Below are 16199 nucleotides of genomic sequence, written 5' to 3' on the forward strand. Positions count from 1 at the left end.
GGAAGGACTATTCATGGCGGCCCCGGCTGAGAACATGACGATCAATGGCGAGCGGCTTTGGGACTCGCTGATGGAAATGGCCAGGATCGGGCCGGGCGTGGCGGGTGGCAACAACCGCCAGACGCTCACCGACGAGGATGCCGAGGGCCGCGCCCTGTTCCAGTCCTGGTGCGAGGCGGCGGGCATGACGATGGGTGTGGACGAGATGGGCAACATGTTCGCCCGTCGTGAAGGCACCGACCCCGACGCCCTGCCAGTCTATGTCGGCAGCCACCTCGATACGCAGCCCACGGGTGGCAAATACGATGGCGTTCTGGGCGTCCTTGGCGGGCTTGAGGTGATCCGCACCCTCAACGACCTGAACATCAAGACGAAACATCCGATCGTCGTGACGAACTGGACGAACGAGGAAGGCACGCGCTTCGCGCCCGCGATGCTGGCCTCGGGCGTGTTTTCCGGGCGCCACACGCTCGACTGGGCCTATGACCGCGTCGATGCGGCGGGCAAGCGGTTCGGCGACGAGCTGGAGCGGATCGGCTGGAAGGGCGAGGAAAAGGTCGGTGATCGCAAGATGCACGCCATGTTCGAGTTGCATATCGAACAGGGCCCGATCCTCGAAGCCGAGGGCAAGGATATCGGTGTCGTCACGCACGGGCAGGGGCTGCGCTGGATCGAATGCACCGTGACCGGCAAGGAGAGCCACACCGGTTCTACCCCCATGCACATGCGCAAGAACGCGGGCCGGGGCCTCGCGCTCATTACCGAGCTGGTCCACGAGATCGCGATGAAGAACCAGCCGAACGCGGTTGGCGCGATCGGGCATATCGACGTCTACCCCAACTCGCGCAACATCATTCCCGGCAAGGTCGTCTTCACCGTCGACATGCGCACGCACCTGCTGGACAAGCTCAACGCCATGGTGGACGAGCTGATGGAGCGGGCGCCGAAACTCTGCGAAGAGATCGGGGTCGCGTTCAGCGCCGAGATCGTGGGGCAGTTCGACCCGCCGGCCTTTGACGAAAACTGCGTGAGCGCTGTGCGCCAAGCTGCTGAACGTCTTGGATATTCCCACATGGATATCGTGTCGGGCGCAGGCCATGACGCGTGCTGGATCAACGATGTCGCGCCCACCGCGATGATCATGTGCCCCTGCGTGGATGGGCTTTCGCACAACGAAGCCGAAGAAATTTCACCTGAATGGGCGACCGCGGGCGCCAATGTGCTATTCCACGCCGTAGTGGAAACTGCGGAGATCGTGGAATGAAATTTGTGAAGTTCGTGGCCCCGGCGGTCATGCTGGCCCTGTTGGCGGGCTGCGTGACGCCGACGCCCGAGGGGGAAACCGAGGCCCTGAGCGAAGAGATCCTGGCGCTCGCGGCACCCGGGCAGGACACGACGAGCGTGCGGCTCGAGTCCGACGGCTGCTATTGGTACCGTTACGAGGGGCCGGTCGAAACGACCTACCTGCCGCTCATGACGCGCGATGACCGCATGATCTGTGTCGTGGCGCAATAAGCCACGTGCAGACCTGAAAATGCCCCTGAAAACAGGGGAATGACATCAAACCGGGGCCGGGAAAGGCCCCGGGCAAACGGGGAGTACGAGATGAGCAAGGTGATCAAGGGCGGGACTGTCGTCACCGCCGACCGCCAGTACAAGGCGGACGTGTTGATCGAGGGCGAGAAGATCGTCGAGATCGGTGAGAACCTCAGCGGTGACGAGGTGATCGACGCCTCCGAGGCCTATGTCATCCCCGGCGGGATCGACCCGCACACCCATCTGGAAATGCCCTTCATGGGCACGACGGCCGCCGAAACCTTCGAGTCGGGCACCTTCGCCGCGGCCGCTGGCGGCACCACGATGCTGGTGGATTTCTGTCTGCCCGGCGCCGATGGTTCGCTTCTGAACGCGATCGACGACTGGGACCGCAAGTCGAAGGACCAGATCTGCGTCGACATCTCGTACCACATGGCCATTACCGGCTGGAACGAGAACATTTTCAACGAGATGGAAGCCGTCGTTAAAGAGCGCGGCATCAACACGTTCAAGCATTTCATGGCCTACAAGGGCGCGCTGATGGTCGAGGATGACGAGATGTTCGCGTCCTTCAAGCGCTGCGCCGAACTGGGCGCGCTGCCGCTGGTCCATGCCGAGAATGGCGATATCGTCCAGGAATTGCAGAACAAGTATCTCGCCGAGGGGGTCACCGGCCCCGAGGGCCACGCCTATTCCCGCCCCCCCGAGGTGGAGGGCGAGGCCGCGAACCGCGCGATCATGATCGCCGATGCCGCCGGCACCCCGCTCTATATCGTGCACGTGTCCTGCGAGCAGGCGCATGAGGCGATCAGGCGCGCGCGCCAGAAGGGCATGCGCGTCTATGGCGAGCCGCTGATCCAGCACCTGACGCTGGATGAAAGCGAGTATTTCAACAAGGATTGGCAATATGCGGCCCGCCGCGTGATGTCGCCGCCCTTCCGCAACAAGGAGCATCAGGCAAGCCTTTGGGCGGGTCTGGCGGCGGGGTCGTTGCAGGTGGTGGCCACCGACCACGCAGCCTTCGACGATGCGCAAAAGCGGATGGGCGTCGGCGATTTCACCAAGATCCCGAACGGCACCGGTGGCCTTGAGGAACGCATGGCGATGCTCTGGACCAAGGGGGTCGAGACGGGCCGCCTGACGCCCGAGGAATTCGTCGCCGCCACCTCCAGCAACATCGCAAAGATCCTCAATATCTATCCGATGAAGGGCGCCCTGGTGCCCGGCGCGGATGCCGACGTGGTGGTCTGGGACCCGACGATCAGCAAGACGATCTCGCCCGCGACGCAGAAATCCATCATTGATTACAACGTCTTCGAGGGCATGGAGGTCACGGCACAGCCGCGGTACACGCTGTCTCGCGGCGATGTCGTCTGGGCCTACGGGCAGAACAGTCAGCCGCAGCCCGGCCGTGGCAAGTTCGTCAAGCGCGCGCCGTTCGCCAGCGCGTCCAAGGCGCTGAGCAAGTGGAAGGAACTGACCACGCCGCGCAAGATCGAGCGTGATCCGCTGAATATTCCGAGCGGGGTGTGATGGCTGTTGCAAGCGAGATCGACGGGTCTGCCAGCATGAGCGCCGCCCCCCAATCCCCCGTGATCGAGGCCAAGGGCCTGGACCTGACTTTCCAGACCAATGACGGTCCGGTGCAGGCGTTGCGGGACGTGAACCTGACCATCAACAAGGGGGATTTCGTCAGCTTCATCGGCCCCTCGGGTTGTGGCAAGACCACCTTCCTGCGGGTCGTGGCGGCGTTGGAGCATCCCACGGGCGGCTCCATCACCGTCAACGGCATGACCCCGGACGAGGCGCGGCGGAAGCGGGCCTATGGCTACGTGTTCCAGGCGGCGGGCCTCTACCCGTGGCGGACCATCGAGAAGAACATCAAGCTGCCGCTTGAGATCATGGGCTTCGACAAGGCCGAACAGGATCGGCGCGTGAAGAACGTTCTGGAACTGGTTGATCTTGCTGGGTTTGGAAAGAAATACCCGTGGCAGCTTTCGGGCGGGATGCAGCAGCGGGCCAGCATCGCACGGGCCTTGGCCTTCGATGCCGACCTGCTGTTGATGGACGAGCCTTTCGGTGCGCTGGACGAGATCGTGCGCGACCATTTGAACGAGCAATTGCTGGAGCTTTGGGCGCGCACGCACAAGACCATCGGCTTCGTTACACACTCGATCCCCGAGGCGGTGTATCTCTCGACCAAGATCGTCGTGATGTCGCCGCGCCCGGGGCGGATCACCGACGTGATCGAAAGCACGCTGCCCGCCGAGCGCCCGCTCGATATCCGCGACACGCCCGAGTTTCTGGAGATCGCGCACCGGGTGCGCGAAGGGCTGCGCGCGGGGCATGCCTATGACGACTGAGGCCGCGAACATGGCACGTCACACCCCGTACACGCCCTGTACACAGCCCGTACATACACGCGGGGGCCGGGCATGAGCGCGGCGGTCGATCCGGCAACCCGGCCCGGCGGCGCTGGCTTGCTGAGCCGTGGCGTCAGCGCGGTCGGTCGGTCCCTCCTGCCGATCCTCGTGGTGGTCGGGGTGATCGTGGCGCTGTGGTACGCGGCGGCGATCATGATGAACCGGGCCTGGACGCTGGACCAGATCGAGCGGCGGGGGCTGGAGATGACCACCTCCGAGATCATCGCCGACACGCTGAGCCAGGAACGCCCGGTTCTGCCGACGCCGGTGCAGGTCGCGACCGAGTTGTGGAACACGACGATGGGCGAGCCGATCCTGCGCGAACGCCGGGGCGAGTATCGCCCGAACCCGCGCAGCCTGTTCTTCCACGCGTGGCAAACGCTGGCGCCGACCATGCTGGGCTTCGCGCTTGGCACGTTGGGGGGCATTTTGCTGGCGGTGGGGATCGTGCATAACCGCGCGATGGACCTGAGCGTCATGCCCTGGGCCATCGCGTCGCAAACCATCCCCATCCTTGCCATCGCGCCGATGATCATCGTGGTGCTGAACTCGATCGGGTTGGAGGGGTTGCTGCCGAAATCGCTGATCTCGGCCTATCTGAGTTTCTTCCCGGTGGTCGTGGGCATGGTGAAAGGGCTGCGCAGCCCCTCGGGGATGGATCTGGACCTGCTCCGGACCTATTCGGCCAGCGGTGGAGAGACCTTCTGGAAACTGCGCCTGCCGGCCTCGGTGCCGTTCCTTTTCGCCTCGCTCAAGGTGGGGATCGCGGCGGCGCTGGTGGGCACGATCGTGGCGGAACTGCCCACGGGGGCGCGGTTCGGCCTTGGCGCGCGCCTGCTGACGGGCAGCTATTACGGCCAGACGATCCAGATCTGGTCGGCGCTGTTCATGGCAGCGATCTGCGCCGCGGCGCTTGTGGGCATCCTGGGGCTGATCGAACGGCTGGTCCTCAAACGCATGGGGTTTGCGCGATGACGGGGTGGGGCATGCCCGCCGCGCCCTGCGCGGCGCAGAAAAACTCGAGTTTTTCTGGCCGTTTTCCTCAAGGAAAACGCGCCCTGGCCGGACGGATGGAGGCAGGTCGATGAAAGCCGCGATGCAACAAAGCCTGGTCAGAAGCGGGATGATGCCGGCGGTCGGCGTCGCGCTTGTCCTGCTGGGCGGGCTGATCGACTGGCGGCTGGGGGCGATCCTTGCGCTGTGGATCGGGGCGTGGCTGGTCAACGTGCTGATCTCGAACACGGACAGCGGCGGTGGCGTCCGGTTCCTCGTGCCGGTGATCTTCGGCGCGACGCTTCTGGGGCTGTGGGAACTGGCGGTGCGGTTGTTCGAGATCTCGCCCATCATCCTGCCCGCGCCCTCGGCCATCGCCGAGACCTTCGCCGCCAACACCGACATCCTCTGGGCCGATTTCCAGCAGACCATTCTGAAAGGTGCGCTGGCGGGCTACCTGATCGGCTGCGGTGCGGCCTTCCTGACCGCGCTTCTGATTGACCGGTCGCCCTTTCTGCAACGCGGGCTGTTGCCGGTGGGCAATTTCATCGCGGCGCTGCCCATCGTGGGCACGGCCCCGATCCTGGTGATGTGGTTCGGCTTCGGCTGGCAATCGAAAGCGGCGGTCGTGGTGGCGATGGTGTTCTTCCCGATGCTGGTCAACGCGGTGCAGGGGCTGAAGGCCTCCGAGCCGATGCAGCGCGACCTGATGCACACCTACGCGGCCAGCTACGGCCAGAGCCTGATGAAACTGCGCCTGCCCACGGCGCTGCCTTTCCTGTTCAACGGGTTGAAAATCTGCACAACCCTTGCGCTGATCGGGGCGATCGTGGCCGAATTTTTCGGCTCGCCCACGGTCGGCATGGGTTTCCGCATCAAAATCGAGGTCGGACGCCTAGCCATGGATATGGTCTGGGCCGAGATCGCGGTCGCGGCGCTGGCAGGGTCTGGATTTTACGGGCTTGTCGCGCTGATCGAGCGCAAGACGACATTCTGGCATCCGTCGCAACGGCGGGGCTGATAAAACGGCATAACAAACCAAGAGAGCCCAACAGGAGGGAAGACCATGAAAAAGACGATGATGGGGGCTGCGGCCCTTGCCATGACCACCACCGGAGCCTGGGCCGAGGCCCATGGCGGGATGGATACCGTGAACCTGCAGCTTCAGTGGGTCACGCAGGCGCAGTTCGCCGGCTACTACGTGGCGCTGGAAAACGGCTATTACGAGGAAGAAGGCCTCGACGTAAACATCATGCCGGGCGGCCCCGACATTGCCCCGCCGCAGGTGCTGGCCGGTGGGGCGGCCGACGTCATGCTGAACTGGATGCCGTCGGCCCTGGCCGCGCGCGAACGCGGCCTGCCGGTGGTCAACATCGCCCAGCCTTTCGTGCGCTCGGGCCTGATGCTGACCTGCTGGGCGGACGTGGGCATCAGCGAGCCCGCCGACCTGGCCGGTCATACGGTGGCGCATTGGTTCTTCGGCAACGAGTACCCGTTCCTGTCCTGGATGAGCCAGCTTGGCATTCCGACCGACGGCTCCGAGGGCGGGGTGACGCTGTTGCAGGCGGGGTTCAACGTCGATCCGCTGTTGCAGCGTCAGGCCGACTGCATCTCGACCATGACCTATAACGAGTATTGGCAGATCATCGACGCGGGCATCACGCCCGAGGAACTGGTGACCTTCAAGTATGAAGATTACGGCGTCGCCACGCTGGAAGACGGGATCTGGACGCTGGAAGAGAACCTCGAAGATCCGGAATTTGTCGAGCGCATGTCGCGTTTCGTGCGCGCCTCGATGCGCGGCTGGACCTGGGCGGTGGAAAACCCCGACGAGGCGGCGATGATCGTGCTCGACTATGACGAGACCGGAGCCCAGACCGAACAGCACCAGATGCGCATGATGGGCGAGATCGCCCTGCTGGTCGAAGGCGGAGACGGCACGCTGGATGAAGAGGCCTACCAGCGCACGGTCGACACGCTTCTGGCCGGCGGCTCGGACCCGGTGATCTCCGAGGCGCCCGAGGGGGCCTTCACCCATGCCGTGACCGATATGGCGCTGGGCGAATAATCCTGCTGAACGGTTGAACAAGAGGCGGCCCCGCATCTGTGCGGGGCCGCTTTTTCATGCGCCGTCGCGTTTTGGCGCACCGTCGAGACGGGCGGCGAACAGCGCCTCGGCCGGGGTCCGTGGCCGGGCCTCGGGGCTGTCGGAATCGCCCACCCGCGTCACGTCGAGCGGCGGAATGCCCAGGCCTTTCACCGGCGGCGGATCGGCGGGTGGGTCCAGCGGTTCGACGCCGTTGGTCCCGCATGGTGCCTGCCGCATGTCGGCCGGCGTCGCATCGGATGCAGGCGTGACGGCTTGCCGGCCGGTTTCCGTGGGCGTTCCGGGCGGGGGCGTGTTGGGTGACGCAGGGCCCATGACCGGGGCCGCGGAACCTGCGGTGACAGGGGGGAAAGGCATGGTCAGCATCACGATCACCCTTGGTTTGCATGGTGATGCCCCGACCCGAGACCCGTTTACCACAGCCGGAGTCGGTCTGTCCCGAGATGGTTAAAATCCAAGCTTGATGCGGCCCGCGCGCCGCCCGTATCCGTCCTGTGCACCCTTTCCGCCGCAGAGTTCGCACAAAATGCCACGTTCTGGTCGCACTCGCGGCACCTTGGCCCGGTAGTCCATGATCGAGGCAACGTGCAGGCAGACCCTGGCCCCCATCTCCGATGGGTCGTCTGGTATGCGTTGTCCCTTGTAATGATCAACGCGCGAAGGATTTCAGAATGGCCACCGCCGCGGAACTCGATGTCACCGTCACCACCGACGCGACGGCCGTTGCCAACCAGCTTTTCGGCGACGGGATCACCGTTCAGTCGGCCACGCTGAGCGGGGCCACTGGCCAGACCGGGCTTTACAGCAATGCCGACACGACCTCGCCCGGCGTGGCGGCGGGCGATTCCGGCGTCATCTTCTCGACCGGGAATGTCACGGATTTCACCAATTCCGGCGGGTCGACGAACACCAACACCTCCGCCGGGACATCCACCGACCATGGCGGGACGGGGGATGCGGACCTCCAGGCCATCACCGGCAGTTGGACCTACGACGCGGTCGTGTTCGAGGCGGTGTTCGTGCCCGATGGTGACTACATCACGATGCAGTTCACCTTTTCGTCCGAGGAGTACCTGGAATACGTGAATTCGGGGTTCAGCGACACGTTGGGCGTCTGGGTGAACGGCGAGTACATCGCGGTGACGCCCCTCGGCGACGAGGTGTCCATCGACACGGTCAACGACAGTTCGAATTCGAATCTCTACATCGACAATCCCGCCGGGAGCGATCCCTACAACACCGAGATGGACGGGTTCACGGTCAACCTCTCCTTCAAGGCGCCGGTCAATGCGGGCGAGGAAAACACGATCAAGATCGCGCTCGCCGACGAGGGCGACGGGACCTATGACACCAATGTCCTGTTCGCGGCCGACAGTCTCCAGACCGTCGCGCTGGCCTTCGATGACGAGGTGACCTGTCCGGTCAATTCCGCGCGCGTCGTCGACGTGCTGGCCAATGACGTGGACGATCTGGGGCAGGGCCTGACCATCACCGAGATCAATGGCGAGGCCATCGCGGTTGGCGGCAGCGTGACGCTGTCCACGGGTGAGGTCATCACGCTGAACGCGGATGGCACGCTGACCATCCAGACCGACGGCGATGTCGGCACCACGCAGATCACCTACACAATCGAGAATGGCGACGGCACCACGGATGTCGGCTACCTGACGCTCAACACCGAGGCCGTGCCGGCGCTGGACGGGATCGTCGACGGCACCACCGCCGGAGAGGTGATCGACGCAAGCTACACCGGCGACCCCGACGGCGACATGGTCGATGCGGGCGATGCGACCGGCGTTCTGGGTACGACGGGCGACGGTGACGTGATCCAGGCCTGGGGCGGCGATGACACGGTTCTGGCCGGGGCGGGCGACGACATCGTCTTTGCCGGCAGCGGCGACGACAGCGTCGACGCCGGAGCCGGGGCGGACAGCGTCGATGGCGGCACCGGCAATGACGAAATTCTCGGCGGGAGTGGCAATGACACGCTGGAGGGGGGCGACGGCAGCGACACGATCCTGGGCGGGGCCGATGACGACTCGATCACCGGGGGCGCGGGCGGCGACACCCTGTCGGGCGAGGACGGCAATGACGTGCTGGACGGCGGACTGGACGATGACAGCCTCGATGGCGGTGCCGGGAACGACAGCCTGACCGGCGGCGAGGGCAACGACACCTTTGCCTATACCGGCGGTCTCGACACGATCACCGATTTCAACGACACGACCGCCGGTGCGATCGACGATGGCGATGCCACCAATAACGACGCGATCGACCTGTCCGGCCATTACGACCATATCTCGGAGCTCTATGCCGACTACGCCGATGACGGCATCCTGAACCAGTCCAACACCACCGATACCCGTGGCAACACGGTCGATTACTCGGACAACACGCAGTTCGGCTCGGGCGAGGGTATCGTCTTCGAGGGCGGCGCGGCAGACGAGACCTTTTTCACGCAGGAAAACACCGGCGTGGTCTGTTTCGCCGAAGGCACGATGATCGCGACGCCCTCGGGCGAAGTGGCGATCGAAATGCTCCGTGTGGGTGATCTGGTGCAGACGCGCGACAACGGGATCAAGCCGATCCTCTGGGTCGGGTGCAAGCGGCTGGGGCCCGAGGATCTTGCGGCCGCGCCATGGCTGCGGCCGATCCAGTTGCAGGCGGGCCATTTCGGGTTGGAACGCGAGTTGATCGTATCGCCGCAGCACGGCGTGCTTCTGTCCCCGCGCGACCATCCGGGCGGAGAGGTGCTTTACCGGGCGACGCACCTGGCGCGCATGCCGGGCGGCGCGGCGCGGGTGAAAAACGGGGCACGGTCGGTGACCTACTACCACATCCTGTTCGACCGCCACGAGGTGATCTGGTCGAACGGCATCCCGAGCGAGAGCTTCTATCCCGGCCCGATGGGCTATGGCAGCCTGGACCACGCGGCGCTGGAGGAATTGCACCGCCTGTTCCCGGAGTTGACCGGCGTGAATGTCGACAAGGTGCTGGGCGAAGCGGCCCGCGAGTATTCGCGGAACGGCATGCTGCCTCCGCATCTGAAGGATCTGATGGAGGCGGCATAAGGCCTGCCCCCCGGCTGAAAAAGGACGCGCGGATCGGGCGGTCCTTTTGGGTTCGGGGCGCAGATGAGCGCGGAGGGGAAGGAGGGTGTTGTCGGTTTGGAACCCACATTTCAGGATGCTGCAAAGTAGCTGAATGGCAGCATTGAGAAAATTGATCTCGCTTTGGAAACGCGACAATGGCGTTCAAAAACCTCCCGCCTTCAAAAAAACTATGAGGCTTTTGGCAGGGGGGAGGAGCGGTAATTCAAACTCAAATCAACTAGTGGCTTTTCGTTCTTTTTATGGCGCGCAATCATCTTTCTCACAGCGTGGCCCCTCACGATGGGTCGGCTCGGTTTGACTCGTTCCAGAACAGGGCAATACTTGGAAAGCGCCTCTTCAAGTGCATAACTGTCAACTTGGCTCAGCGTTTGGAAGACCATTTCGCCGGGCAACAGGCTTTCGCAGGGCTGACCGTTTGCAAAAACGATTTCGTGTTTCCCGAACAGTATATGTACGTAGCTGAACTCTTCGCCTGGCTCAAGTTGAGTAACTCCGTTAATTGTCAGCAGGCTTTTGGCGTTGACAAGAACTTCAGAAGTGCGAAACATTCTTTCGCAAATTCGTGATTGCAGCAAAATACGATGTTGCGGAGAAACCAGTAGATCACGCTCTGGATAGTTATCACCCAATGCACCTTTGGAAATTTGGATCGGGCAGTTCTTCGAGGTTGCCTGCTGTGCTTGAGGTGAAACGGGTGTTTTATGAATCCAGCGGATCGGTTGATAACCATGATCCAAGGTCTTGACCAAATCGCCAACTTTCAAGTTGCCTGCCCGGCATTCACCGGTGGCTGTTTGTATCCTAACGTCGGAGTGAAAGCACAAAACAGCGTCGTCAGGGGTATAGGTGCCGGAGGTCTGATTGCCAAATATATCCCAATGTACCGATTGGTTTGAGCCTGCGGCACCCGACGGTGCCGTCGTCACGCCAGAGCCGGCACCTTGGGTCGTCGTTGTTGTCCCGCCATTGACGTTATACGCATCGATTACGGTGCTTGTATCGGTATTGGTCAGCGTAACCGCGCGGGCTTCTCCCGAGGCGGTACTTCCTGCCGTGAACAAATAACCGGTGTTTGAGGTGATCGTATAAATGACGTAGTCAGGGTTGTCGGGGTCTGCAACAGCGGTGACCGACGCGGCATCAAGCGTGATTTCCCCTCCAACGGCACCAGTTACAGGAATTGCAGTCTGAAGAGTGCCAGATGGGGTGTAAAAAGATACTGTATAGTCAGCCGGGTCCTCGGTCGCGAGAAGCGTCACCTCAAGGAATTCCGCCGGACCTTCACCGGTCCGGTAGTGCATCTCTGATATGAATGCCGTTGACGTACCCAAAACTAGATACCTTTGCTATCTACATCACGGGGACGGGCGGTCTACATCAGGCTTGCTCCCGACTTTCTTCGAAGAAACCCGTCTCCCAGCACATTTGTCTCACCAGATTGCGGCAGAAATGTGCCTTACCTGCACAACGGGAAGTCATTTTGGAGTCCGCTCCTCAAACTCGATTGCACATTGACGTCAGTTTCCGCTGAAAATGCCAGAATCATAGGGTAATCACTTCAGATTGACGGAAACACTTCGTACGTCACAACCTGCCATTGGTGCCGTTGCAGCGAATTTGGGTTCGGTCCCGCCAAGCCGACCCTTGGCGCAGACGTATCTCGAAACTTTCCTTGGGCACTTTGTCAGACGTGGCGTCACGCCCACCCGGATCTCGCCCATGAGGGGCGACACGCCAAGAAAAAGGGCCGCCCGGATCGGGCGGCCCTTTTCGGTTCGGCAGGGGGGCGTCAGCCCTTGTTCATGCGGTTCTCGATCAGCTCGTCCACCACGGCGGGTTCGGCGAGCGTCGAGGTGTCGCCGAGGCTGCCGTAATCGTTCTCCGCGATCTTGCGCAGGATGCGGCGCATGATCTTGCCCGAGCGGGTCTTGGGCAGGCCGGGGGCCCATTGGATCAGGTCGGGCTTGGCGATGGGGCCGATCTCGGTGCGGACCCAGGTTTCCAGCTCCTTGCGCAGCTCGTCCGAGGGCTCGACCCCGTTCATCAGGGTGACATAGGCGTAGATGCCTTGCCCCTTGATCTTGTGCGGGTAGCCGACCACGGCGGCCTCGGCGACCTTGGCATGGGCGACCAGCGCGCTTTCGACCTCGGCGGTGCCCATGCGGTGACCGGAGACGTTGATCACGTCATCGACGCGGCCGGTGATCCAATAGTAGCCATCCCCGTCGCGGCGGCAGCCGTCGCCCGAGAAATAGTAGCCCTTGTAGTCCGAGAAATAGGTCTTCTCGAAGCGCTCGTGATCGCCCCAGACGGTGCGCATCTGGCCCGGCCAGCTGTCTTTCAGGCACAGCACGCCCTCGGCTTCGGTCGCGGTGATCTCGGCGCCGGAATGGGGGTCAAGCACTACCGGCTGCACCCCGAAGAAGGGGCGCGTGGCGCTGCCGGGCTTGGTCGGGATCGCGCCGGGCAGGGGGGTGATCAGGTGGCCGCCGGTTTCCGTCTGCCACCACGTGTCGACGATGGGGCAGCGGCCCTGTCCGACGACGCTGTTGTACCAGTTCCACGCCTCGGGGTTGATCGGCTCGCCCACGGTGCCCAGCAGTTTCAGGTCCGACAGGTCGTATTTCGTGACGAACTCGTCCCCCTGTCCCATCAGCGCCCGGATCGCGGTGGGGGCGGTGTAGAACTGGTTGACCTTGTGCTTTTCGCACACGGCCCAGAACCGGCCCGCATCGGGGTAGGTGGGCACGCCCTCGAACATCAGGGTCGTGGCCCCGTTCGCGAGCGGGCCATAGATGATGTAGCTGTGGCCGGTGACCCAGCCCACGTCAGCGGTGCACCAGAAGATGTCGCCATCGTGGTAGTCGAAGGTATAGGCGTGGGTCATCGAGGCATAAACAAGGTAGCCGCCGGTGGTGTGCACCACGCCCTTGGGCTGCCCGGTGGAGCCGGAGGTGTAGAGGATGAAGAGCGGATCCTCGGCACTCATCTCGACCGCCTGGGTGTGATTGTCGGCCTCGAGGCGCAGTTCGTTGTAATCGTGGTCGCGCCCGTCCTTCCACGTGATCTGGCCGCCGGTGCGGCGCACCACCAGCACCTTGCAGTCACGCAACACGTTCAGGAGGGCAGCGTCGGCATTTGATTTCAACGGCGTCTGGCGCCCGCCGCGCGGCGCATAGTCGGCGGTGATGAGGACCTTGGCGTCGCAGCCGTTGATCCGCGCGCCGAGCGCGTCGGGCGAAAAGCCCGCGAAGACGATGGAATGGATCGCCCCGATCCGCGCGCAGGCCAGCATGGCATAGGCGGCCTCGGGGATCATGGGCAGGTAGATCACCACGCGGTCGCCTTTGCGCACGCCCATATCCTCGAGGATGTTAGCCATCTTGCACGTCTCGCGGTGCAACTCGGCATAGGTGATGTGCTTGGCCGCGTCGTTGGGGTCGTCCGGCTCCCAGATGATCGCGGTCTGGTCGGCGCGGGTGGCCAGGTGGCGGTCGATGCAGTTGGCGGCGACGTTCAGGGTGCCGTCCTCGAACCATTTGATGTCGATATTGCCGGGCGCGAAGCTGGCGGATTTGACCTTGGTATAGGGTTTGATCCAGTCGATGCGCTGGCCATGCTCGGCCCAGAAGGCCTCGGGGTCGGCGACCGAGGCGGCATACATCTTTTCGTAGGTTTCCGCGTCGATATGGGCGGATTTCGCGAAATCGGCGGACGGGGGTGTCATATCGTTGGGCATGGGTCCTCCCCTTCAGGTCAGATTGGCAACCGAACCCTCCTCCGGTCCGGCAGTCGGGGGGAGTGTTCCGCATCGCCGGAGGGGAGGCAAGGTTCTTTGGTTTTCGTCGGTTTTCCAGATGCTGGCGGGCGCGGTCGGTAAATCCTTTGCCGGGTTTGTAAAACCTGTTAATCTGCGCGCGTCTTGGGAGGAGAAACCAGATGGCCGGATTGCCCGACGGGATGCGGCGCGCGCAGCTGACCGGTAATCGGATCCGCGAACGTCGCCTTGCCCGCGGCATGAAGCAGGCGGCGCTGGCCGAGGCGGTGGGCATCTCGGCCTCGTACCTCAACCTGATCGAACACAACCGCCGCAAGATCGGGGGCAAGCTGTTGAACGCGCTGGCCCGCGCGCTGGACGTCGAACCGGCGGCGCTGTCCGAAGGGGCGGATGCCACGCTTTACGATACGTTGCAGGCCTCGGCGCGCGACACCCGCGCGGGGCTGGGCGGCGTGCTGCCCGAAACGGCACGGATCGACGAATTGGCCGCGCGCTTTCCGGGCTGGACCGGCCTGATCGCCGCGCAGCACAAGCGCATCGCGGGCCTTGAGGCGGTGGCCGAGGGGCTGCGCGACCGGCTGGGCCACGACCCGGTTCTGGCCGAGGCGATGCACGAGATGCTGTCCTCGGTCGCGGCGATCCGTTCGACCGCCGACATCCTTGCGCGCGACCCCGATCTGGACGCGGCGTGGCGCGGGCGGTTTCACCGCAACCTCCACGAAGAGGCCGAGCGCCTGTCGATCCGCGCCACGGCGATGCTGGCCCATTTCGAAGCGCCCGATACCGAGGAGGCGGGCGCCAGTTCGACGCCCATCGAAACGGTCGAGGCGCTGTTCGAGGCCGCCGGCCACCATTTCCCCGAGATCGAGACGCAGGGCCGTGCCGGGATCGAGGGGGTCATCGCGCGGGCGGCGGGGATGGAGGATAGCGCCAGCCACGCGCTCGCCCGCGACATGCTGGAGCGCTACGCGCAGGATGCCGCGCGCCTTCCGCTCGACGTGATCCTGCCGGCCGCGCGCGAGGCCGGGTTCGACCCGGGCCGCCTGCTGATGCTGGGGCAGGGGGACGTGGCGCTGGTGTTGCGGCGGCTGGCGAGCCTGCCGCTCTCGGCGGGGGCGCCGGATTTCGGGTTGGCGGTCTGCGATGCGGCCGGGGCGCTGTTGTTCCGGCGGCGTTTGCCGTCCTTTTCCATCCCGCGCTTCGGGCCCGGTTGCCCGCTCTGGCCGCTTTATGCCGTTCTGGCGCGTCCCGGCCAGCCCGAGGCGGCGCGGCTGGACCTGCCGCAAGGCGGGGTGTTCGACGCCTGGGCCGTGGCGCAACCGGTGGCGCAGACAGGCTTTGGCCGCGCGCCGGTGGTGCAGGCCACCATGCTGGTTGCGCCCGCCAGCTCGGACAACGGGGCCGAGGCGGCCATTCCCGCCGGTCCGGGGTGCCATTTGTGCCCGCGCGAGGCATGCCCCGCGCGGCGCTGAGTCCTGCCAGATGGGCCATTGCCTATTTGGTCGGCGTTTTGCAGACTGATCGAACCGACCTGAGGGAGGGCCGGAATACTTGGGCAAGCGTATCTTACTGATCGAGGACGAGGCCAACATCCTCGAAGCCATCGGGTTTCTCCTGTCCCGCGAAGGGTGGGAGGTTCAGGGCCATGGCAAGGGGGAAAGCGCGCTGGCCGAGATCGCCCGCGTCTCGCCCGATATCGTGGTTCTGGACGTGATGCTGCCGGGGCGGTCGGGGCTGGAAATCCTGCGAGACCTGCGCGCCGACCCCGCCACGCGCGATCTGCCGGTGCTGATGCTGACGGCCAAGGGGCAGGCGAAAGACCGCGAACAGGCGATGGCGCTGGGCGCGAATGCCTTCCTGACCAAGCCCTTTTCCAACGCGGAACTGGTCTCGATCGTCGGCACGTTGACAGACGCCCCGGCCGCGGCGCGGTCGGGCGGCGGGGCCTGAGGGCCGGACCCGTGGCGCGGCGGCTTTTCCTGGAGCGACGCACCTACCGGCACAACCGGTTGCAGGATGCCGCGCGGCTGTTGCCGGTTCTCGGTGCGGTGCTGCTGTTCGGGCCGGTCTTCATCCGCTCCGAGGCCGAGCAGACGGCGGCGGCCGGGCTGGATGCCTGGCTGGTCTATTTCTTCGCGATCTGGGCGGGGCTGATCGGCGCAACCTACTGGATCAACCGGTCCCTGATGCGCGACATGCCGGGCGAGGCGGATGCCGCCCCCGCGCCACGCGGCGCACCGGATCCCTGA

Annotated in this window: 14 protein-coding genes; 11 read left to right on the top strand and 3 right to left on the bottom strand. The window is 64.2% G+C overall.

Annotation, left to right across the window (positions count from 1 at the left end):
• Positions 1-13 precede the first annotated feature (13 nt).
• From ABD923_RS03620 to ABD923_RS03650, 7 genes are all read left to right on the top strand, one after another.
• Positions 14-1264, top strand: coding sequence for a Zn-dependent hydrolase (locus tag ABD923_RS03620; RefSeq protein ID WP_259546629.1), 1251 nt, complete (start codon positions 14-16; stop codon positions 1262-1264).
• Positions 1261-1515 carry a hypothetical protein gene (locus tag ABD923_RS03625; protein ID WP_222188255.1) on the top strand — a complete coding sequence of 85 codons (255 nt, stop codon included), beginning with the start codon at positions 1261-1263 and terminating at the stop codon, positions 1513-1515. Before ABD923_RS03620 ends, ABD923_RS03625 begins: the two co-directional genes overlap by 4 nt.
• 90 nt (positions 1516-1605) lie before the next feature.
• Complete coding sequence (hydA, locus tag ABD923_RS03630; protein WP_259546628.1) at positions 1606-3069, top strand: dihydropyrimidinase; 1464 nt, start codon at positions 1606-1608, stop codon at positions 3067-3069.
• On the top strand, positions 3069-3899 hold the full coding sequence (locus tag ABD923_RS03635; protein ID WP_345229419.1) for an ABC transporter ATP-binding protein: 831 nt from the start codon (positions 3069-3071) through the stop codon (positions 3897-3899). Before hydA ends, ABD923_RS03635 begins: the two co-directional genes overlap by 1 nt.
• Before the next feature lie 72 nt (positions 3900-3971).
• Positions 3972-4934, top strand: a complete 963-nt coding sequence (locus ABD923_RS03640) for an ABC transporter permease (protein WP_222188249.1) — start codon at positions 3972-3974, stop codon at positions 4932-4934.
• Positions 4935-5043: 109 nt separating this feature from the next.
• A complete protein-coding gene (locus ABD923_RS03645) occupies positions 5044-5973 on the top strand; it encodes an ABC transporter permease (RefSeq protein WP_259546626.1) in 930 nt (309 codons plus the stop codon).
• Between the two features lie 45 nt (positions 5974-6018).
• The gene (locus ABD923_RS03650; protein ID WP_259546625.1) at positions 6019-7020 is read left to right on the top strand and encodes an ABC transporter substrate-binding protein; all 1002 of its coding nucleotides are present in this window, start codon (positions 6019-6021) and stop codon (positions 7018-7020) included.
• A gap of 54 nt (positions 7021-7074) precedes the next feature.
• Here the strand turns inward: ABD923_RS03650 and ABD923_RS03655 are convergent, their stop codons facing one another.
• Entirely contained in the window at positions 7075-7278 is a 204-nt protein-coding gene (locus ABD923_RS03655) for a hypothetical protein (protein ID WP_259546624.1), read from the bottom strand.
• Between the two features lie 452 nt (positions 7279-7730).
• On the opposite strand from ABD923_RS03655, the gene ABD923_RS03660 reads away from it, so the two are divergent.
• A complete protein-coding gene (locus tag ABD923_RS03660; RefSeq protein ID WP_259546623.1) occupies positions 7731-10130 on the top strand; it encodes a choice-of-anchor L domain-containing protein in 2400 nt (799 codons plus the stop codon).
• A 209-nt stretch (positions 10131-10339) separates the two neighbouring features.
• Here ABD923_RS03660 and ABD923_RS03665 read toward each other — a convergent pair whose 3' ends face one another.
• Positions 10340-11473 carry a Hint domain-containing protein gene (locus tag ABD923_RS03665; protein ID WP_259546621.1) on the bottom strand — a complete coding sequence of 378 codons (1134 nt, stop codon included), beginning with the start codon at positions 11471-11473 and terminating at the stop codon, positions 10340-10342.
• A 488-nt stretch (positions 11474-11961) separates the two neighbouring features.
• Positions 11962-13899: an acetate--CoA ligase gene (gene acs / locus ABD923_RS03670; RefSeq protein WP_405048286.1), complete on the bottom strand. Its 1938-nt coding sequence runs from the start codon at positions 13897-13899 to the stop codon at positions 11962-11964.
• Between the two features lie 212 nt (positions 13900-14111).
• On the opposite strand from acs, the gene ABD923_RS03675 reads away from it, so the two are divergent.
• From ABD923_RS03675 to ABD923_RS03685, 3 genes are all read left to right on the top strand, one after another.
• Positions 14112-15422 carry a helix-turn-helix transcriptional regulator gene (locus tag ABD923_RS03675; protein WP_259546617.1) on the top strand — a complete coding sequence of 437 codons (1311 nt, stop codon included), beginning with the start codon at positions 14112-14114 and terminating at the stop codon, positions 15420-15422.
• A 79-nt stretch (positions 15423-15501) separates the two neighbouring features.
• Positions 15502-15900: a response regulator transcription factor gene (locus ABD923_RS03680; RefSeq protein ID WP_259546615.1), complete on the top strand. Its 399-nt coding sequence runs from the start codon at positions 15502-15504 to the stop codon at positions 15898-15900.
• Positions 15901-15911: 11 nt separating this feature from the next.
• Entirely contained in the window at positions 15912-16199 is a 288-nt protein-coding gene (locus ABD923_RS03685; protein WP_259546613.1) for a hypothetical protein, read from the top strand.

This window comes from [Roseibacterium] beibuensis (assembly GCF_039542305.1).
In the GTDB taxonomy this organism is placed as follows: domain Bacteria; phylum Pseudomonadota; class Alphaproteobacteria; order Rhodobacterales; family Rhodobacteraceae; genus Roseibacterium; species Roseibacterium beibuensis.